Origin of the sequence: Rhodococcus sp. BP-160 (assembly GCF_019836205.1) — a bacterium.
Lineage (GTDB): Bacteria > Actinomycetota > Actinomycetes > Mycobacteriales > Mycobacteriaceae > Rhodococcoides.
In genome coordinates, this window is sequence record NZ_JABUEK010000002.1 from 303,123 (window position 1) to 323,186 (window position 20,064).

The 20,064-nt window shown below is 68.5% G+C and carries 18 protein-coding genes; 11 read left to right on the top strand and 7 right to left on the bottom strand.

The genetic code is table 11. The annotated features are described in order from the left end of the window. From cysT to HQ306_RS07880, 3 genes are read left to right on the top strand one after another with little or no spacing between them, the layout of a single operon-like run. Nucleotides 1-903, top strand: coding sequence for a sulfate ABC transporter permease subunit CysT (gene cysT, locus HQ306_RS07870; protein WP_222630389.1), 903 nt, complete (start codon nucleotides 1-3; stop codon nucleotides 901-903). After that, nucleotides 900-1,703 carry a sulfate ABC transporter permease subunit CysW gene (gene cysW / locus HQ306_RS07875; protein WP_027505710.1) on the top strand — a complete coding sequence of 268 codons (804 nt, stop codon included), beginning with the start codon at nucleotides 900-902 and terminating at the stop codon, nucleotides 1,701-1,703. Before cysT ends, cysW begins: the two co-directional genes overlap by 4 nt. After that, nucleotides 1,700-2,746, top strand: coding sequence for a sulfate/molybdate ABC transporter ATP-binding protein (locus HQ306_RS07880; protein WP_051613350.1), 1,047 nt, complete (start codon nucleotides 1,700-1,702; stop codon nucleotides 2,744-2,746). The genes cysW and HQ306_RS07880 overlap by 4 nt, the downstream gene beginning before the upstream one ends. A gap of 1 nt (nucleotide 2,747) precedes the next feature. On the opposite strand, the gene HQ306_RS07885 is transcribed toward HQ306_RS07880, so the two are convergent. The 5 genes from HQ306_RS07885 to HQ306_RS07905 form a co-directional block, all read right to left on the bottom strand. After that, nucleotides 2,748-3,230, bottom strand: a complete 483-nt coding sequence (locus HQ306_RS07885) for a hypothetical protein (RefSeq protein WP_222630391.1) — start codon at nucleotides 3,228-3,230, stop codon at nucleotides 2,748-2,750. 73 nt (nucleotides 3,231-3,303) lie between these two features. Next, entirely contained in the window at nucleotides 3,304-5,061 is a 1,758-nt protein-coding gene (locus tag HQ306_RS07890; RefSeq protein WP_222630393.1) for a GTP-binding protein, read from the bottom strand. Beyond that, on the bottom strand, nucleotides 5,061-5,987 hold the full coding sequence (cysD, locus tag HQ306_RS07895) for a sulfate adenylyltransferase subunit CysD (protein ID WP_222630395.1): 927 nt from the start codon (nucleotides 5,985-5,987) through the stop codon (nucleotides 5,061-5,063). Before cysD ends, HQ306_RS07890 begins: the two co-directional genes overlap by 1 nt. Continuing rightward, nucleotides 5,984-6,715, bottom strand: coding sequence for a phosphoadenylyl-sulfate reductase (locus HQ306_RS07900; RefSeq protein WP_027505713.1), 732 nt, complete (start codon nucleotides 6,713-6,715; stop codon nucleotides 5,984-5,986). Before HQ306_RS07900 ends, cysD begins: the two co-directional genes overlap by 4 nt. 70 nt (nucleotides 6,716-6,785) lie before the next feature. Then, nucleotides 6,786-8,486, bottom strand: a complete 1,701-nt coding sequence (locus tag HQ306_RS07905) for a nitrite/sulfite reductase (protein WP_056445789.1) — start codon at nucleotides 8,484-8,486, stop codon at nucleotides 6,786-6,788. A 298-nt stretch (nucleotides 8,487-8,784) separates the two neighbouring features. On the opposite strand from HQ306_RS07905, the gene hemW reads away from it, so the two are divergent. After that, nucleotides 8,785-9,960 (top strand): radical SAM family heme chaperone HemW, encoded by a 1,176-nt coding sequence (gene hemW / locus HQ306_RS07910; RefSeq protein ID WP_056446332.1) that lies wholly within the window; start codon nucleotides 8,785-8,787, stop codon nucleotides 9,958-9,960. A 7-nt stretch (nucleotides 9,961-9,967) separates the two neighbouring features. Here hemW and HQ306_RS07915 read toward each other — a convergent pair whose 3' ends face one another. Beyond that, a complete protein-coding gene (locus HQ306_RS07915) occupies nucleotides 9,968-10,273 on the bottom strand; it encodes a type II toxin-antitoxin system VapB family antitoxin (RefSeq protein WP_027505715.1) in 306 nt (101 codons plus the stop codon). A 107-nt stretch (nucleotides 10,274-10,380) separates the two neighbouring features. Between HQ306_RS07915 and hrcA the strand changes: the two genes are divergently transcribed. From hrcA to era, 7 genes are all read left to right on the top strand, one after another. Next, nucleotides 10,381-11,424 (top strand): heat-inducible transcriptional repressor HrcA, encoded by a 1,044-nt coding sequence (hrcA, locus tag HQ306_RS07920; RefSeq protein ID WP_027505716.1) that lies wholly within the window; start codon nucleotides 10,381-10,383, stop codon nucleotides 11,422-11,424. Between the two features lie 73 nt (nucleotides 11,425-11,497). After that, entirely contained in the window at nucleotides 11,498-12,649 is a 1,152-nt protein-coding gene (gene dnaJ / locus HQ306_RS07925; protein WP_027505717.1) for a molecular chaperone DnaJ, read from the top strand. Between the two features lie 18 nt (nucleotides 12,650-12,667). Beyond that, entirely contained in the window at nucleotides 12,668-13,429 is a 762-nt protein-coding gene (locus tag HQ306_RS07930; protein ID WP_222630398.1) for a 16S rRNA (uracil(1498)-N(3))-methyltransferase, read from the top strand. Between the two features lie 340 nt (nucleotides 13,430-13,769). Continuing rightward, entirely contained in the window at nucleotides 13,770-14,789 is a 1,020-nt protein-coding gene (locus HQ306_RS07935) for a PhoH family protein (RefSeq protein ID WP_056446329.1), read from the top strand. A gap of 52 nt (nucleotides 14,790-14,841) precedes the next feature. Then, complete coding sequence (gene ybeY, locus HQ306_RS07940) at nucleotides 14,842-15,405, top strand: rRNA maturation RNase YbeY (protein ID WP_027505720.1); 564 nt, start codon at nucleotides 14,842-14,844, stop codon at nucleotides 15,403-15,405. Next, nucleotides 15,402-16,739 carry a hemolysin family protein gene (locus tag HQ306_RS07945; protein WP_056445784.1) on the top strand — a complete coding sequence of 446 codons (1,338 nt, stop codon included), beginning with the start codon at nucleotides 15,402-15,404 and terminating at the stop codon, nucleotides 16,737-16,739. Before ybeY ends, HQ306_RS07945 begins: the two co-directional genes overlap by 4 nt. Continuing rightward, the gene (gene era, locus HQ306_RS07950; RefSeq protein WP_027505722.1) at nucleotides 16,726-17,634 is read left to right on the top strand and encodes a GTPase Era; all 909 of its coding nucleotides are present in this window, start codon (nucleotides 16,726-16,728) and stop codon (nucleotides 17,632-17,634) included. Before HQ306_RS07945 ends, era begins: the two co-directional genes overlap by 14 nt. A gap of 55 nt (nucleotides 17,635-17,689) precedes the next feature. Here era and HQ306_RS07955 read toward each other — a convergent pair whose 3' ends face one another. Next, nucleotides 17,690-20,059 (bottom strand): FdhF/YdeP family oxidoreductase, encoded by a 2,370-nt coding sequence (locus tag HQ306_RS07955; protein ID WP_222630406.1) that lies wholly within the window; start codon nucleotides 20,057-20,059, stop codon nucleotides 17,690-17,692. Nucleotides 20,060-20,064: the final 5 nt, after the last annotated feature.

The following is a 20,064-nucleotide window of genomic DNA, read 5'->3' on the forward strand; positions in this document are numbered from 1 at the left end:
ATGACGACAGAGGTCGCCGGTCGGCGAAAGTTCCTCCCTCGCCGGCCGGCCTCCGGCCTTCCCGCCCGTCGCCGGCCGGCCTCCGGCCTTCCCGCCCCTCGCCGGCCGGCCTCCCACCTTCCCGGGGGGTCGCTCACGCTCGGCACCGTCGTCCTGTGGCTCTCAGTCATCGTCTTGCTGCCCCTGGCGGCCGTGCTGAGTCGCTCCCTGTCCGACGGACCCGCCGAGTTCTGGGACGCGGTCACCGATCCGCGGGCGCTGGCCACCCTGCGCGTGACGGTGCAGGTCTCGGTGGTGGCGGCGCTGATCAACGTGGTGATGGGCACTGTCATCGCCTGGGTGTTGGTGCGCGACGACTTTCCGGGCAAGTCGGTCGTCAACGCACTGATCGACCTGCCGTTCGCCCTACCCACCATCGTCGCGAGCCTGGTGCTGCTGTCGCTGTACGGACCGATGAGTCCGGTGGGCATCACGTTGAACGCCACCAAGGCCGGTGTCGTGCTTGCCCTCGCCTTCGTCACACTGCCGTTCGTCGTCCGCGCGGTGCAGCCGGTCCTCATCGAGCTCGACCAGGAAGTGGAGGAAGCAGCCGCCTCGCTCGGTGCGAGCAATCTGGTGATCTTCCGGCGGGTCGTGCTGCCGGTACTGCTGCCGTCGATCCTCTCGGGTGCCGGACTGGCCTTCTCGCGGGCACTCGGCGAGTTCGGATCCGTCGTCCTCATCGGTGGCAACATTCCCGGCGAGACGCAGATCGCGTCGCAGCTCATCCGCGAGCAGATCGAGACCGATCAGCCCGTCGACGCGGCCGCGATCTCCGTGGTGCTGTTGCTCATCGCCTTCGTGGTGCTGTTCGTGCTGCGCATCTCCGGTAGCCGCCTCGCCCGGCGGGAGGAGCAGAAGTGAAGCTGTCCACCGGAACTCGACTGAGCCTCCGTACGGTCGCACTGCTCTACCTGGCCGTGCTGGTGGTGTTCCCGCTGGGTGCGATCCTGTACCGCACGTTCGAGAACGGCATCGTCTCGTTCTTCCAGCTCATCACCACGCCGGCCGCACAGTCGGCGTTGCAGTTGTCGCTGATCATAGTCGCGATCGTCGTGCCGCTGAACGTGGTGTTCGGCGTCGTCACGGCCCTGGCTCTCGCGCGCGGCAACTTCCGTGGCAAGGGTCTCGTGCAGGCGGTCGTCGATCTCCCGTTCGCCGTGTCCCCGGTCATCGTGGGTGTCGCACTCATCCTGCTGTGGGGTGCCGGCGGCTGGTTCGGCTTCCTCGCCGAGTGGGGCATCACGATCATCTTCGCGCTGCCCGGCATGGTGCTGGCCACCATCTTCGTCACGCTGCCGTTCGTGGTGCGCGAGGTGGAACCGGTGCTGCACGAGATCGGACAGGAACAGGAGGAGGCCGCGGCCACTCTGGGCGCGACGTCGTGGCAGACCTTCTGGCGCATCACACTTCCCGCCATCCGCTGGGGGCTGACGTACGGCGTCGTCCTGACGGTCGCCCGCGCGCTCGGCGAGTTCGGTGCCGTCATCATCGTCTCCACCAACCTGCCGGGTATCTCGCAGACGCTGACGCTGCTGGTGAACGCCAGGTACGAGGACTTCAACCAACCGGGCGCGTACGCCGCGTCGACACTTCTCATGGTCGTCGCCGTCATCGTGTTGCTGCTGATGACGGTTCTGGACCGCAAGCGAACCAAGGAATGAGCACCGTGACGACGACGACCACGACGACAGAGAAGCGCACGGGCGGCATCGAGATCTCCGTCCGGGGAGCGCGGAAGAACTACGGCGACTTCGCGGCCCTCGACGACGTGTCCCTCGACATCCCGTCCGGATCGTTGACGGCGCTCCTGGGGCCCAGCGGGTCGGGCAAGTCGACACTGTTGCGGTCGATCGCCGGACTCGAGGAGCTGGACTCCGGCGTGGTGGTCATCGCCGGCGACGACGTCACGACCGTCAGTCCGCAGAAGCGCGACATCGGGTTCGTCTTCCAGCACTACGCCGCGTTCAAGCACCTCACCGTGCGCAAGAACGTCGCCTTCGGGCTCGAGATCCGCAAGCGGCCCAAGGCCGAGATCGACGAGCGCGTCGATCAGCTGCTCGACATCGTCGGTCTCTCGGGATTCCAGACGCGCTTCCCGGCGCAACTGTCCGGTGGCCAGCGTCAGCGCATGGCCCTGGCCCGCGCGCTCGCCGTCGATCCGCGGGTGCTGCTGCTCGACGAGCCGTTCGGTGCCCTGGACGCCAAGGTGCGGGCCGATCTCCGCACGTGGCTCCGTCGACTGCACGACGAGGTGCACGTCACCACGGTGCTCGTCACGCACGATCAGCAGGAGGCGCTGGACGTCGCCGACCGGATCGCGGTCATGAACAAGGGCCGGATCGAACAGGTGGGCGCCCCTCGCGATCTCTACGACACCCCGGCGAACGATTTCGTCATGTCCTTCCTCGGCGAGGTGTCGCGGCTCAACGGCCAGCTGGTCCGTCCGCACGACATCCGGGTCGGCCGCACACCGGATCTCGCGAACGCGCAGCAGACCGGCACGGCCGAGAACGCGGGGGTGTTGCGGGCGACCGTCGAGCGTGTCGTGCACCTGGGCTTCGAGGTGCGGGTGGAGTTGCGCAACGGCGCCACCAACGAGCTGTTCTTCGCGCAGATCACCCGCGGCGACAACGAGGCGCTGGGGCTGCAGAGCGGGGAGACCGTGTACGTGCGTGCCACGCGCGTGCCGGTGATCCCCGGCTGACTCACGCGCGGTCGACGCACCCCGACCGGACACTCACGGTCGGGCCACGGAACGCCGGATCACCGCATCGCGTGACCATCGCCAGCACGTCGCCGGCGTGGATGTCCGACGGCAGGTCGAGCGCGGGGCACACGCAGCGCCCCGACCGGGTGCAGAGGCAACACGGAACCGGTCGGCACACCGGATGGCGCGAGGCTACGCGGACGGACACCGGGGCGACACCCGAGTCGGCACCGGTCGTGACGACGCGGAGGAGCCCTCGGTACACGTCCACCGACCGGACCCGGGTCACCGTCACCACCGCGGTGTCCGCTCGGACGGCCACGGCGTCGCCGTACTCGTCGCACAGATCGTCGAGGAACGTCTCGGCGCGCCCGTCGCTTCGGACACACAGCCTGCCCCCGTGGGTGTGAATCTCCCCGGGCCACAGCGCACGAGCATCGTCCGGAGACGACAGCGACGGCAGTAGTTCACGCAAGGTCATGACTCGACCCTGCATGCTCCACTGCCGTCGTCGGCGGTTCCTGACGTCGTCTCGACGCGGGGGCGTCTCTTCCTTACGCGTTCGATGCGCGCAGCACGGCTGCCGCGACCTCGGCCGGCGTCGCGGTGTCGTCGGCATCGACGTGGTGATCGGTGACCGGGATCCCGGCCGCAGCGATCTCGACTCGCGCGGCAGCGAGATCCTCGCCGTCCGCCGACGAGATGGGCACGATCGCGACCACTCCGGCATCCGCGAACAACCGGGCCAACCGGGCGAGTTGCACCGTCGCGGCGCGGGTTCCGGCTGCGGCGTCGATGTCGAGGACTCCGCGGACGTTGTCACCGCCGACGATGTAGGCGGTGCGACCGGAGGCGGTCAGTGCGTCCTCGAGCGCGACGGCGACGGCGGCCTTGTGCGAGGACGGGTGGCCGGTGAGCCAGATCGTCGCACCGTGCTGACCGGTACGGCGGACACGCTCGTCGCGGGTGATCGACGACGGAACCCAGGACGGGGTGTCCGAGCGGTCGAGCACCGCGCGGGACCCCTCGATGATGCCCGCGGCCACGGTGTCGTTCGTGTGCTCGTCCAGCAGGATGAACGCACCGGAGTCGCGGTTGTCCGCGTAGTCGTCGGTCACGATCACCGCACTGGTCCGCAGCGTCACCCGCGCGATGTCGTTGAGCGACAGGTTCTCCGAGCCGGGATGCTCGTCGAGCGTCTCCGGATCGAGTCGCGAGTGGATGCGCTGCACCGTCGCGCGCACCGTGGTGGTGGTGTGCTTGATCGCCAGTCGGTCGCCGACACCGAGAGGTGCCTCCGCCAGCCAGCACACGGTGGCATCGAATTCCCGTGCGAGCGTGGGCAGGTGGGCGTCGGGCTCGCCACTGACCAGGACGTCGCCGCGGGCCACGTCGATGTCGTCGGCCAGTTCGACGGAGACGCTGAGCGGAGCCACGGCGACGTCGCGGGCGTCGTCCAGCGTGTCGAGCGCCGTGACCACACTGCGCGATCCGGACGGCAGCGCGACGATCGAGTCGCCGATCTGCACGGTGCCGGCGGACAGCCGGCCGGTGTACCGACGGCGTTCGCCGTCGGTGGGGCGAGAGACCCACTGCACGGGCAACCGCAGCTCCGTGGCGACCGGTGCGGGAGCGACCAGGTCGATGCTCTCGAGGTGATCGAGCAGAGTGGGGCCCGTGTACCAGGGCATGGTCGAGGACGGCCGAACGACGTTGTCGCCCAGCTTCGCCGCGATCGGGATGACCAGGATCTCCGTGCCGAGGCGGGCACCGAGGTCGGCGAGCTCGCGCTCGACGTCACGGAAGCGGGACTCGTCGAAGTCGATGAGATCCATCTTGTTGACGGTCGCCACCAGGCGGTCGACACCCACGAGCGTCGCGATCCGGGCGTGACGACGCGTCTGCCGCAACACGCCGGCGCGGGCGTCCACGAGCAGGATGGCGACGTTCGCGTTGGAGGCTCCCGTGAACATGTTGCGCGTGTAGCGCTCGTGTCCCGGGGTGTCTGCGAGGACGTAGCTGCGACTCGGCGTGGAGAAGAAGCGGTAGGCGACATCGATGGTGATGCCCTGCTCGCGCTCGGCACGCAGACCGTCCGACAGGGCGGCGAGGTCGGCCACGCCCTCCTCGTCGGTCACGGCGTCGAGGTGATCGAGCGGAAGACTGTCCGTGTCGTGCAGCAGCCGCCCGATGAGGGTGGACTTGCCGTCGTCGACGGAGCCGGCTGTGGCGATGCGCAGCAGCTGACGCGGGGCGGTGGGAGCCGGGGACACCGGAACGTCCGACACCGGAAGCGGATTGGTGATGGTCATCAGAAGTACCCCTCGCGCTTGCGATCTTCCATCGCGGCTGTGGACGTGCGGTCGTCGGCGCGGGTCTCGCCGCGCTCGGACACGGTGGCCGCGGAGATCTCCGTGATCACCCCGGCGATGTCGGTGGCGTGCGAGCGCACGGCGCCGGTGATGGTGAGGTCGCCCACCGTGCGGTAGCGCACCATCTCGACGGCAGCGGTCTCGTGCTCGGTCGGGGAGGTGAACTCCGAGGTGGCGAGCAGGATGCCGTCGCGCTCGAACACCTCGCGCTCGTGGGCGAAGTAGATGGACGGCAGTTCGAGCTGCTCGAGCTCGATGTACCGCCAGATGTCCAGCTCGGTCCAGTTGCTCAGCGGGAACACGCGGACCTGCTCACCGCGCTTGATGCGGCCGTTGTACAGCGACCACGGCTCGGGGCGTTGGGCCCGCGGATCCCACTGGCCGAACTCGTCGCGGAAGCTCAGCACACGCTCCTTGGCGCGCGCACGCTCCTCGTCGCGCCGCGCACCACCGAAGGCGGCGTCGAACTTGTTCTCCTCCAACGCGTCCAGCAACGTCCGGGTCTGGAGACGGTTGCGTGAGCCGGAGGACCCGCCGACCTCGCGGACGCGACCGGAGTCGATCGACTCCTGGACGGACGCGACGACGAGGCGATGGCCGCCCTCCTCGAGTCGTCGGTCGCGGAACTCGATGACCTCGGGGAAGTTGTGTCCGGTGTCGACGTGCATCACCGGGAAGGGAACGGGGGAGGGGCGGAACGCCTTCTCCGCCAGGCGGAGCAGGACGATGGAGTCCTTGCCCGCCGAGAACAGCAGTACGGGTCGTTCGAGCTCGGCCACCACCTCGCGGATGATGTGCACGGACTCGGCCTCGAGTGCCCGGAGCTCGTCGACGTGGGTGACGTCCACGCTCGTGGCGGCTGTCATCGGGTTCCTTCCTCGGTCGAGTGCAGTCCGCACTCGGTCTTGGTGCTGCCGGCCCAGCGACCGCTGCGCGGGTCCGCTCCGGGAGCGGGCTTGGCCGTGCACGGTGCGCACCCGATCGACGGGTAGCCCTCGTCGACGAGCGGGTTCACGAGGATGCCGTGCTCGTCGATGTAGGACTGCATCTCGTCGTCGGACCACGCCGCGATCGGGTTGATCTTCACCAGGCCGAACGCCTCGTCGAAGGAGATCAGCGGCGAGTTGGCGCGCGTGGGTGCCTCGACGCGGCGGATGCCGGTGACCCAGGCGCTGTAGTTCGCCAGCTCACGCTTCAGCGGCACGACCTTGCGCAGTGCGCAGCAGCGTGCGGGATCGCGGGCGAAGAGATCCTTGCCCTCGAGCCTGTCCTGCTCGGCCACCGACACGGTCGTCTTCGCGTCGATGACGTTGACCCCGTAGACCGACTCGACGGCGTCACGAGTACCGATGGTCTCGGCGAAGTGGTAGCCGGTCTCCAGGAAGAGCACGTCGACACCCGGATGCACCTGCGCGGCCAGATGGACCAGCGCGCCGTCCTGCATGTTCGACGCGACGATGTAGTCGTCGCCGAAGGTGTCCTCGGTCCAGCGCATGAGCTCGTCCGCCGAGGCGCCGTCCATCTCCCGCGCACCCCGCTCGGCGATGGCGCGGAGCTCGGACTCGGTCAGGTGGCGATGGGTGGCGACGCTCATGAGACAACCTTTCGCGGGCGGACGGTCCAGGAGACAACGCGAGGGCGGGACACGCGATTCCCGTGCTCGCTCACTGCAGATCCGCGTCGTCGGCGCGTACGGCCCACTGCGCGAACCGCTCGCCCTCGTCGCGCTGCTTGACGAAGTTGCGGACGACCCGGTCGATGTAGTCGCCCAGCTCGGCGCTGGTGACCTTGTGCTGGCGCAACTTCCGGCCGAAGGCACTGTCGAAGCCGAGGCTTCCACCGAGATGGACCTGGAAGCCCTCCACCTGTCCGCCGTCACCGTCGTCCACCAGTTGACCCTTGAACCCGATGTCGGCGACCTGCGAACGAGCGCACGAGTTGGGGCAGCCGTTGATGTTCACGGTGATGGGGACGTCGAGTTGCGCGTTGACGTCGGCCAGCCGCTGCTCGAGTTCGGGGACGAGCACCTGCGAACGCTTGCGGGTCTCGGCGAAGGACAGCTTGCAGAATTCGATGCCGCTGCACGCCATCAGGTTCTTGCGCCAGATGGACGGCCGCGCCGGCAGACCCAGTGCGTCCATCTCGGCGATGAAGTCCTCGAGCTTCTCGTCGGAGATGTCCAGGACGATGAGCTTCTGGTACGGGGTGAACCGGATGCGATCCGACCCTGCCCGCGCGGCCGCGTCGGCGACCTTCGTCAGGATGGTGCCGGAGACGCGGCCCGCGATGGGGGCGAGTCCGACGGCGTTGAGGCCGTTCTTCAGCTTCTGGACCCCGACGTGGTCGACGGGCCGGGTCGGCTTCTCGGGGGCGGGGCCGTCGAGCAGCGGCCGCTTCAGGTACTCGGTCTCGAGCACTTCCCGGAACTTCTCCACGCCCCAGTCCTTGACCAGGAACTTCAGCCGCGCCTTGTTGCGCAGACGCCGGTACCCGTAGTCACGGAAGATCGAGACGACGCCTTCCCACACGTCGGCGACCTCGTGCAGCGGCACCCAGACCCCGAGCCGCTGCGCGAGCATGGGATTGGTGGACAGACCGCCGCCGACCCAGACGTCGAGGCCGGGACCGTGCTCGGGATGGTTCACCCCGATGAAGGCGATGTCGTTGACCTCGTGGACCACGTCCTGCTGGCCGGATATCGCGGTCTTGAACTTGCGGGGGAGGTTCGAGTACTCCGGCCGGCCGATGTAGCGCTCGACGATCTCGTCGATGGCGGGCGTGGGATCGAGGACCTCGTCGAGCGACTCGCCGGCGAGCGGGGAGCCCAGCACGACGCGCGGGCAGTCGCCGCACGCCTCGGTGGTCTTCAGACCGACAGACTCGATGCGCCGCCAGATCTCGGGGACGTTCTCCACCTCGATCCAGTGGTACTGCACGTTCTCCCGGTCGGACAGATCGGCGGTGTCGCGGCCGAACTCCTGCGAGATCTCACCCAGAGTGCGCAACTGCAACGCGCTGAGTGCGCCGGCATCGCAGCGGATGCGCATCATGAAGTACTTCGCTTCGAGCAGGTCGATGTTCTCGTCGCCCGTGAAGGTGCCGTCGTAGCCCTGCTCGCGCTGGGTGTAGAGCCCCCACCAGCGGAAGCGCCCGCGCAGATCGGCCTTGTCGATGCTGTCGAAACCCTGCTTGGAGTAGATGTTCTCGATCCGCGCGCGGACGTTGAGCGGGTTGTCGTCCTTCTTGCTCTGTTCGTTCGCGTTGAGCGGTTCCCGGTAGCCGAGTGCCCACTGGCCCTCGGACCTCCGCTTGGCGGGACGGGTCGACCGTGCGCGCGGCGCAGCGGTGTCGGGGGTGTTCGTCATGGGCGCTCCAAGGTCGGGCGCCGAACAGGAAGGGGTGTCTCGGAGGGCTGGTCCGCACACCTCGTCCCTGACCGGCCGGGGGGTGTGCGGGCTGGCGGGAGGGTCAGACGAGCGGCCTCAGACAGCTGCAGACGCGTGCGAGATCGACGTGGCGCCGAGCCACGAGCATGATCTCCACGACTGTCATGAGCCCTATTCTGCCACGACGCGGGTGCCTCCCCCGACCAGGGCGTCGACGAGGAGGGAGGAGGACACTGGTCCGGTGATCCCCGTTCCACTCGCTCCTCCCGCTGTCGGTGTGCTCGCACCCGAGTCGTTCGTCGATCGTCCGGCCGCGCCGTTCGGCCTCTACCTCCATGTGCCGTTCTGCGCGACGCGCTGCGGTTACTGCGACTTCAACACCTACACCGCCGGGGAGCTCGGAACGTCGGCGTCACCGCAGTCCTGGCTCGACGGGGTGCGCCGCGAGCTCGACCTCGCCGCGGCGACGTTCGCGCGGGAGTCGGGCAGCGTGCCCAGCGTCGACACCGTGTTCGTGGGCGGCGGAACGCCGTCGCTGCTCGGTGCCGACGGCCTCGCCGATCTCCTCGGTGCCGCGCGCTCGTCCTTCACGTTCTCGGCCGATGCCGAGGTGACGACGGAGTCGAATCCCGAGTCGACGTCGCCGGCCTTCTTCGACGGAATCCGCGCGGCCGGCTACACACGTGTGTCGTTGGGCATGCAGTCGGCGGCACCGCATGTGCTCGCGATCCTCGACCGCACCCACACCCCGGGACGCGCCGGGGACGCGGCACGGGAAGCGGCGGCGGCCGGGTTCGACCACGTGAACCTCGACCTCATCTACGGAACGCCGGGAGAGAGTGACGACGACCTCGACGCGTCGTTGACGGCGGTGCTCGACGCCGGTGTCGACCACGTGTCCGCGTACGCGCTCATCGTCGAGGACGGGACGGCCCTGGCGAGACGGGTGCGCCGGGGCGAGCTCCCGGCTCCGGACGACGACGTGCTGGCGTCGCGCTACGAGCGGATCGACGCGCGTCTCGGCGCGGCCGGCTTCGGGTGGTACGAGGTGTCCAACTGGGCGCGGGGCGACGGTGCGGAGTGCCGGCACAACCTGGGGTACTGGGACGGCGGTGACTGGTGGGGCATCGGTCCCGGCGCACACAGCCATGTGAACGGGACGCGGTTCTGGAACGTCAAGCATCCGGCGCGATACGCGGAGACGCTGGCGAACGGGGCGCTGCCGATCGCGGACAGCGAATCTCTCACGAGCGACGAGCAACACATGGAACGTGTCATGTTGACCGCGCGGCTGCGGGCGGGAATGGCCGCTGGTGATCTGTCGACGGACGAGGTGGCCCGCGCGGACTCGATCGCGTCCGACGGACTGCTCGTCCGTCTGGGCGATCGGTACGTCCTCACCGACCGTGGGCGGTTGCTCGCCGACGGGGTCGTGCGCGACATTCTCGAGTGAGTGCCGCTCAGGCCCCGATCGCGTCGTAATCGAACACCCGCGCGTGCAGGACGACACGGTTTCGCAGCGCAGCCCGCACCGCCCGGTGCAGGCCGTCCTCGAGGTACACGACGCCGTGGTAATGCACGGCATGGGGAAACAGGTCCCCGTAGAACGTGCTGTCCTCGGACAGCAGACGGTCGAGTTCGAGCACCTTCGTGGTGGTCACGATCTCGTCGAGGCGCAACTGACGTGGCGGAATCTTGGACCAGTCGCGGAGCGACAGACCGTGCTCCGGATACGGCTTGCCGTCGCGCACTCCCTTGAAGATCACACCGGTCACAGTAGTGACTCGGGCGAGCGGAATGGGGCACCCGCGCGTCGCCGACTAGAATCGGCTGGTCCCGCACAGCCACCGGTCCCGAGCGTAGGAGGGTTGCGATGTCGAGTACGGAGGATCGACGTTTCGAGGTCCTGCGTGCCCTGGTCGCCGACTATGTCGCGACGCAGGAGCCCATCGGATCGAAAGCACTGGTCGATCGACACAATCTGGGAGTGTCCAGCGCTACCGTGCGCAACGACATGGCCGTGCTGGAGGCCGAGGGCTACATCACGCAGCCGCACACCAGCTCGGGTCGTATCCCCACAGACAAGGGCTACCGGCAGTTCGTCGACCGCATCGCCGACGTCAAGCCGCTCTCCGCGGCGGAGCGACGGGCGATCCTGCAGTTCCTCGACACCGGCGTCGACCTGGACGACGTGCTGCGGCGCGGTGTTCGCCTGCTCGCCCAGCTGACCCGTCAGGTCGCCGTCGTGCAGTACCCGACCCTGTCCGCGTCGTCGGTCCGCCATCTCGAGGTGGTGGCCCTGACGCCGGCGCGACTGTTGCTGGTGCTCATCACCGACTCCGGCCGCGTCGATCAGCGCATCGTCGAACTCGGCGACGTCATCGACGACGAGGACCTCTCGCGTCTGCGGTCGCTGCTCGGCGGCGCGCTGGAGGGCAAGCGTCTCGCCCTGGCGTCGGCCGCGGTGGCCGAACTCGCCGAGACGGCGCCCGAGGATCTGCGCGACGCCGTGGTGCGCTCGTCGACCGTGCTGGTCGAGACGCTCGTCGAACACCCGGAGGAGCGGCTCGTGCTCGGGGGGACCGCCAACCTGACGCGCAACGCCGCCGACTTCGCCGCGCTCAGTGGGTTCCCGGGGTCGTTGCGCTCCGTGCTCGAGGCGCTGGAGGAACAGGTCGTGGTGCTCAAGCTCATCGCGGCGACCCAGGACACCGGCCGAGTGACCGTCCGGATCGGCGAGGAGACCATGGCCCCGGAGATGCGGGGCACCTCGGTGGTCTCCACCGGCTACGGCTCGGCGGGCAACGTGCTGGGCGGTATGGGTGTGCTCGGCCCCACTCGCATGGACTACCCGGGAACGATCGCGTCGGTCGCGGCTGTTGCTCGATACATCGGAGAGGTGCTGGCCGAACGATGACGGCCGGTGCACTCACCTGCCCCACCCGAACTTTTCCCGACCCACCTTCCACCAAGAGGATATGAGTACACACGTGGCACGCGACTATTACGGAACTCTGGGCGTCGACAACAAGGCGTCGGACCAGGAGATCAAGCGCGCGTATCGCAAACTCGCGCGTGAGTTCCACCCCGACGTCAACCCCGACGAGTCGGCCCAGGCCCGCTTCAAGGACATCAGCTCCGCGTACGAGGTGCTGTCCGATCCCGAGAAGCGACGCATCGTCGATCTCGGTGGCGATCCGCTCGAGAGTGGCGGCGGAGGCGGAGCAGGCGGCTTCGGCGGTGCCGGCTTCGGCGGCGGACTGGGCGACGTGTTCGAGGCGTTCTTCGGCGGCAACGGCGGCGGCACCCGCGGACCCCGCGGTCGCGTCCAGCCCGGCTCGGACTCGCTGCTGCGCACCACGCTGACGCTGGAGGAGTGCGCCACCGGCGTCACCAAGCACATCGCCGTCGAGACGGCCGTGCTGTGCGACGTGTGCACCGGTTCCGGGACCAACGGCGACTCGACGCCGGTCCGCTGTGAGACGTGCAACGGTGCCGGCGAGGTCCAGTCGGTCCAGCGGTCGTTCCTCGGACAGGTCATGACGGCGCGTCCGTGCCCCACCTGCCGCGGCGCGGGCGAGACGATCCCCGATCCCTGCCGCAAGTGTGGCGGCGACGGGCGCGTGCGTGCCCGCCGCGAACTGGCCGTGAAGGTGCCGGCCGGTGTCGGCAGCGGGATGCGCATCCGCCTCGCGGCGCAGGGCGAGGTCGGCCCCGGCGGCGGTCCCGCCGGTGACGTGTACGCCGAGGTGGTCGAGAAGTCGCACGACGTGTTCGTCCGCGACGGCGACGATCTGCACTGCACCATCCGCGTGCCGATGGCGGACGCCGCCCTGGGCACGTCCGTCAGCGTCGACGCGATTCTCGACGGTCCCACGACGATCACCGTCGACCCCGGCACGCAGCCCGGCTCGGTGCAGGTCCTGCGCGGTCACGGCATGCCCAAGCTGCGCAGCGGTGTCCGCGGCGATCTGCACGCGCACCTCGAGGTGGTCGTCCCGGCCCGCCTGGACTCCACGGAGACCAAGTTGCTGCAGCAACTGCGCACTCACCGCGAACGCGACAACGCCGAGGTGGTCACCACCGCATCGCAGCACACCGGGGGACTGTTCTCCCGTCTGCGCGACGCCTTCAGTCGCTGATCGGGCGGGGGACCACTGGTGGCGGCGACCGTCTACTTCCTCGATCCGCTGCCGTCTCCGGGGGAGTCGGGCGCGTTGGACGGGGCCGAAGGTCGGCACGCGGCCACGGTGCGCCGGACGACCGTCGGTGAGCGGCTGGTGCTGTCGGACGGCCGCGGCTCGCTCGCGGCCGTCGAGGTCACCGGCGTCGAGAAGGCCCGGCTCTCGTTCACGGTGCTCTCCGTCACCACCGCGGAGCCGCCCCGGCCCACGGTGACCGTGATCCAGGCCCTCCCGAAGTCGGAGCGCTCGGAACTGGCCGTCGAGACGGCGACCGAGGCGGGAGCGGACGCGATCGTGCCGTGGCAGTCGCTGCGCTGCGTGTCGCGATGGGACGGCCCGAAGGCCGTCAAAGGTGTCGCGAAGTGGCGGAACGCTGCCACCGCTGCCGCCAAGCAGGCGCGGCGTGCCTTCGTTCCCGACGTCGCCGACCTGCACGACACCCGGATGGTGCGCAGCCTGGTCGAGGACGTCGTCGCACGTGGGGGCATCGTGGTCGCGCTGCACGAGGCTGCCCCCGGGGCCTTCGCGGACCTCCCGTTCCGCGGCGCACCCGAGGTGGTGCTCGTCGTCGGACCCGAGGGCGGGCTCGACGACACGGAGATCGGCATGCTCGTCGGTGCCGGCGCGACGCCCGCGCTCCTGGGGCCGACTGTCCTGCGGACATCGACCGCGGCGGCCGTGGCGTTGGGCGCGCTCGGCGTCCTGACCGATCGCTGGTCCGGCGCACCGCCTGCTTGATCTGCGGCGCGGGCCGCTGGTGCACGTGCTCCGTTTTCCGCAACTCGCTCCTGTCGCGACCGGAGCAGGTTGCTGCAACCGGAGCACCTGGCGCCGCCCGGCCCGTGTGAGGGAAGGGGCAGCTACGAGGGTTGCGCGCGACATACTGGAATGCGCTTCTCGGGGGAGACGTTAAAGTGGTGAGAGGTTCCCGTCGCGGCGAACCGAGTATCGAAACCCGAGAGAAGGCCATAGCCACCACGTGAGTGACAACATCCCTTTCGTCGGCACCAGAGGTGACGATGCGCAGGACACCACTCGTGCGTCCCGCGGACAGAAGCGGCAGTCCTCACGCCCGGTTCTGACCGAGGCGCGTGTGACCGAGTCCATCGAACTCGACCCCGCCGTGATGTTCCCTCTGCTCGGGTCCGCCGACGGTAACCTCCGGGCGCTCGAGCAGGTGCTCTCCGCCGAGATCCACGTACGCGGCAACGTCGTCACGTTCGAGGGGGCACCGTCCGACATCGCCGTCGGCAAGCGGGTGCTCACCGAGCTCGCCGCCGTCGTGGTCGCCGGCGGACCGGTCACTCCGGACGCGGTGCGGCGCACCGTCGCGATGCTCAGCCGCGGCGTGAGTGAGTCTCCCGCCGAGGTCCTGAGCCTGGACATCCTGTCCCGACGCGGCAAGACCATCCGGCCCAAGACGCTGAACCAGAAGCGCTACGTCGACGCGATCGACGCCAACACCATCGTGTTCGGCGTGGGTCCCGCCGGAACGGGCAAGACCTACCTGGCCATGGCCAAGGCGGTGCAGGCTCTGCAGGCGAAGCAGGTCAGCCGCATCATCCTCACGCGCCCGGCCGTCGAGGCGGGGGAGCGACTCGGGTTCCTCCCCGGCACACTGCACGACAAGATCGATCCGTACCTGCGTCCGCTCCACGACGCGCTGCACGACATGATGGACGTCGAAGCCATCCCGAAGCTCATGCAGGCGGGCATCATCGAGGTCGCACCGCTGGCCTACATGCGTGGCCGCACCCTGAACGACGCGTTCATCATCCTCGACGAGGCGCAGAACACCACGGCCGAGCAGATGAAGATGTTCCTGACCCGCCTCGGCTTCAACTCGAAGATCGTCGTCACCGGTGACATCACCCAGGTGGATCTCCCCGGAGGATCGCGTTCGGGACTGCGTGCCGCCACCGAGATCCTGGTGGACATCGACGACATCCACTTCGCCAAGCTCGACAGCAGCGACGTGGTCCGGCACCGACTGGTCTCCGACATCGTCGACGCCTACGACCGTTTCGACGCCGCGGACGCCAAGTCCGCCAACCGCGCTGCGCGTCGCAGTGGCGGTCCCCGCGCCGCGCATCACTGATGTGGGCGTGCACGGGCACGGGGGCGTCGCCGCGCACTAGTACGGTGTTCGCATGAGCATCGAGGTCTCCAACGAATCCGGGATGGACGTCGGAGAAGAGGATCTGATCGCGGTCGCGCGCTACGCCATCGCGCAGATGGACGTGCACCCGGCAGCCGAGCTGTCCATGGTCCTCGTCGACTCCGCCACCATGGCCGATCTCCACATGCGCTGGATGGACCTGCCAGGTCCCACCGACGTGATGTCGTTCCCGATGGACGAGCTCGAGCCGGGCGGTCGCCCGGACTCACCGGACCCCGGTCCGTCGATGCTCGGAGACATCGTGCTGTGCCCGTCGTTCGCGGCGGACCAGGCCGAGAAGGCCGGGCACCCGCTCGAGCACGAACTCGCACTCCTCACCGTGCACGGTGTGCTGCACCTCCTCGGCTACGACCACGCGGAGCCGGACGAGGAGAAGGAGATGTTCGGCCTGCAGAACAGCATCCTCGAGGACTGGTACGAGAGTCTGCGCCAGGCCGAGCGCGACGCTCTGTCGGCTGCGCGGGACGCGAAACTGTTGGGCAGCACCGGCTTCGCGAATCCCCGGACCGATGCCGGTGGTGAGTCGACCCGGTGACCAGCGCTCCGGCACTGATCGTGCTCGCGGTTGTCCTCGTCCCTCTCGGTGGCCTCTTCGCTGCCATCGACTCCGCCGTCAACACCGTCTCCTCAGCACGCGTCGAGGAGATGGTGAAGGAATCTCGGGGCGGGGCGAGCGAACTGCTCCGCATCCTCGAGGACCGTCCGCGGTACGTCAATCTGATGGTGCTGCTGCGCATCCTGTGCGAGATCGGGTCCACGGTTCTGCTCGCCGGAGCGTTGCTGGACCTGCTCGCGCCGGCGCAGGCGCTGGCCATCGCCGCCGGCGTCATGGTGGTGGTCGACTACGTCGTCATCGGCGTGGGGCCCCGCACACTGGGCCGCCAGCACGCGTACTCCATCTCGCTGGGGTCGTCCTACCCGCTGCGCGCCATCGGCATCCTGCTGGGCCCGGTGAGCCGGTTGCTCATTCTCGTCGGCAATGCGATCACGCCCGGCCGCGGCTTCCGCAACGGTCCCTTCGCCTCCGAGATCGAACTGCGGGAACTGGTCGACATGGCGCAGGAGCGCGGCGTGGTCGCCGACGACGAGCGCCGCATGATCCAGTCGGTGTTCGAGCTCGGCGACACCTCCGCACGCGAGGTGATGGTGCCGCGCACCGAGATGGTGTGGATCGAGCGTGACAAGTCCGCCGGACAGGCGACCACCCTCGCCGTGCGGAGCGGGCATTCGCGGATCCCGGTGATCGGCGAGAACGTCGACGACATCCTCGGCGTCGTCTATCTCAAGGACCTCGTGCAACAGACGTACACGTCGTCCGACGGTGGCCGCAGCGTGCGTGTCGACGAGGTCATGCGTCCCGCGGTGTTCGTCCCGGACTCCAAGCCGCTGGACAGCCTGCTGGCCGAGATGCAGAGGGACCGCAAGCACATGGCCGTCCTGGTGGACGAGTACGGCGGCGTCGCCGGCCTCGTCACCATCGAGGACGTGCTCGAGGAGATCGTCGGCGAGATCGCGGACGAGTACGACACCGACGAGGTGGCCCCGATCGAGGAACTCGAGGACGGCCGCTTCCGGGTGTCGTCCCGGCTTCCTCTCGAGGACCTCGGCGAACTGTTCGACATCGAGATCGACAACGACGAGGTGGACACCGTCGGCGGCCTGCTGTCCTACGAGATCGGGCGCGTCCCGCTGCCGGGCGCCCGTGTCGAGGCACACGGGTTGATCCTGGTGGCCGAGGGCGGCTCCGATGCGCGCGGACGAGTGCGCGTGAGCACCGTGACCGCCGAGAAGCTTCCCGAACCGGACGCCGACGACGAGGACTCCGAGTCGTCGGACGAGAGAGACGAGATCGACCATGACCGAGACTGACGATTTCCACTCCGGGTTCGTGTGCTTCGTCGGACGGCCCAACACCGGCAAGTCCACTCTGACGAATGCCCTGGTGGGGGCCAAGATCGCCATCACGTCCTCCCGGCCCCAGACCACACGCCACACCATTCGGGGCATCGTGCACCGGGACCACGCGCAGCTGATCCTCGTGGACACCCCGGGCCTGCACCGGCCGAGAACCCTGCTCGGGCAGCGTCTGAACGACCTGGTGCGCGACACCTACTCGGAGGTCGACGCCATCGGTCTCTGCATCCCAGCGGACGAGAAGATCGGCCCCGGCGATCGCTGGATCCTGGAGCAGGTCCGCCACAACGCGGGCAGGACAGCGCTGGTCGGTCTGGTGACCAAGATCGACAAGGTCTCCAAGCAGCGCGTCATGGAGCAACTGATCGCCGTCTCGAACCTGCTCGGTCCCGACTGCGAGGTGGTCCCCGTGTCCGCCGCGTCCGGCGAGCAGGTGGAGGTGGTCGTCGACGTCTTCGCGAAGGTGCTGCCGCCCGGGCCCGCGTTCTACCCCGACGGTGAGCTGACGGACGAGCCGGAGGAGACCCTCATGGCCGAGTTGATCCGGGAGGCAGCGCTCGAGGGAGTGCACGACGAGCTCCCGCACTCCCTCGCCGTGGTCATCGAGGAGGTCGGGCCCCGCGAGGGGTCGGACACGATGCTGGACGTGCACGCCATTCTCTACGTCGAACGTCAGTCGCAGAAGGCGATCGTCATCGGCAAGGGTGGGGCTCGACTGCGCGACGTGGGCACCGCGGCTCGCGGTCAGATCGAGAAGCTGCTCGGTACCCGCATCTACCTCGACCTCCGCGTCAAGGTGGCCAAGGACTGGCAGCGCGATCCCAAGCAGATGGGCAAGCTGGGCTTCTGACCCCGCGCTACCGTGCCGCGATCGAATCGTCGCGACACGGTAGCCGGGTCCAGGTTCAGGAGAGGTGCTCAGGCTCCGTCTGGGTCTTGTGGTGCTCGTCGGAGCGCATGGCGTCCTGGCCGCCGTGCCCCACTCCCGGGCTGCCGGCCCTGGCCGGACTCAACGAGACGACGATCGACTTCGACGTGGGGCAGTTGCTGTCGGTCGCCGACGAGTCCAGCGGAACCAGCGGGTTGGTCTCCGGGTAGTAGGCGGCCGCGGACCCCTTGGGCGTCTGGTACTCGACGATCCGGAAGTTCTCGGCGACGCGCACCACGTCGTCGTCGTCCCACTTGGTGGTGATGTCGACGAAGTCGCCGTCCTTCATGCCGAGTTCCGCGATGTCGCCGCGGTTGACGAACACGACGCGGCGGCCGCCCTCGATTCCCCGGTACCGGTCGCTGAGTCCGTAGATCGTGGTGTTGAACTGATCATGGCTCCGGAACGTCTGCAGCAGAAGATGTTTCGGCGGCACCTGCAGAGCCTCGATGGGCGAGACGAAGAACTCGGCGAGGCCGGACTCCGTCTGGAAGGTCCGCGAGTCCCGCGGCGGGTGGGGGAGGACGAAGCCTCCGGGGCGCCGAGCGTTGACCTCGTAGCCCTCGCATCCCGGAACCACCCGCGAGATGTGCTGACGGATGGTGCGGTAGTCGTCGCGCATGCCCTTCCAGTCGAGACCGTAGCGGTCGCCGATCGTGGCCTCCGCGATCTGCGTGATGATCTCGACCTCGGACTTGACGTGCCGGCTCGGCGGATCGAGCGGACCGCGGGAGGAGTGCACCGAGCACGTCGAGTCCTCGACGCTGATCCACTGCGGCCCGCTGGCCTGGATGTCCTTCTCGGTGCGGCCCTTGGTCGGCAGGATCAGCGCCACGTCCCCGGTGACGAGGTGCGAGCGGTTGATCTTCGTCGAGATGTGCACCGTCATGTTCGTCTTGCGCATGGCATCGAAGGTGACGGTGCTGTCCGGCGTGGCCTGGGCGAAGTTGCCGCCGAGACCGAGGAAGAACTTCACCTTGCCGTCGCGCATCCCGCGGATCGAGTCGATCGTGTCGAGACCGTTCTCGCGGGGCGGATCGAAGCCGAACTCGCTCTCGAGTGCGTCGAGGAAGTGCTTCGGTACCCGCTCCCAGATGCCCATGGTGCGGTCGCCCTGAACGTTCGAGTGACCGCGCACGGGCAGCACACCCGCGTTCGGCTTGCCGATGTTGCCCTGAGCGAACGCGAGGTTGGTGATCTCCTTGACGGTGTTCACGGCGTTGCGGTGCTGCGTGATGCCCATGGCCCAGCAGAAGACGGTGGCCTTCGAGTCGCGCAGGAGCTTCGCTGCGTCTGTGATCTGGGCTCGGGAGAGACCGGTGACCGTCTCCACCTCGTCCCAGTCGACCGCCGAGACGTGCTGCTTCCACAGATCGAAGTTGTTGGTGTACTTCTCGATGAACTCGTGATCGAGGGCGTCCCACTCGACCAGCAGCTTGCCGATGGCCTGGAAGAGCGCCAGGTCGCCGTTGATGCGGATCGGCAGGTGCATGTCCTCGAGATCGGTGCCGGGTCCCACCATGCCGCGCGGGGTCTGCGGATTCTTGAAGTTGATGAGGCCGGCCTCGCGCAACGGGTTGATCGCCAGGATCTTGGCGCCGTTCTGCTTGGCCTTCTCCAGCGCGGACAGCATGCGCGGGTGGTTGGTGCCCGGGTTCTGTCCGGCCAGGATGATGAGGTCCGCGCCGTACACGTCGTCGAGCACGACGCTGGCCTTGCCGATGCCCATCGACTCCTGCAGAGCGAACGACGTGGACTCGTGACACATGTTGGAACAGTCCGGCAGGTTGTTGGTGCCGTACGCGCGAACGAAGAGCTGGTACACGAACGCGGACTCGTTCGACGCGCGGCCCGACGTGTAGAACGTGGCCTCGTCCGGGTGCAGCGAGCGCAGCTCCTCACCGATGAGGTCGAATGCCTCGTCCCACCCGATCGCCTCGTAGTGGGTGCCGCCCGACCGCTTGACCATCGGGTGCGTGATGCGTCCCTGCTGACCGAGCCAGTGCTCACTGTGCGAGTCGAGGTCGGCGATGCTGTGGCGCGCGAAGAACTCCGGGGTGGCGCGGCGCTTGTCGGCTTCCTCGGCGACGGCCTTCGCGCCGTTCTCGCAGAACTCCGCGGCGTGACGGTGACCCGGATCCGGATCGGGCCACGCGCAGCTCATGCAGTCGAAGCCCTCGGCCTGGTTCAGGTCGAGCAGGGTCCGTGCGGTCCGCACCGGGCCCATGCGCTCGAGCGAGCGCTTCATCGAGACGGCGACGGCGGTCGGACCGGCGGCATGCGTCTTCGGCTTCTCGATCGACAGGTCGGCCTCGTCGTAGTCCCGAGAGTCGTGTGTGCGTGTCATCGATC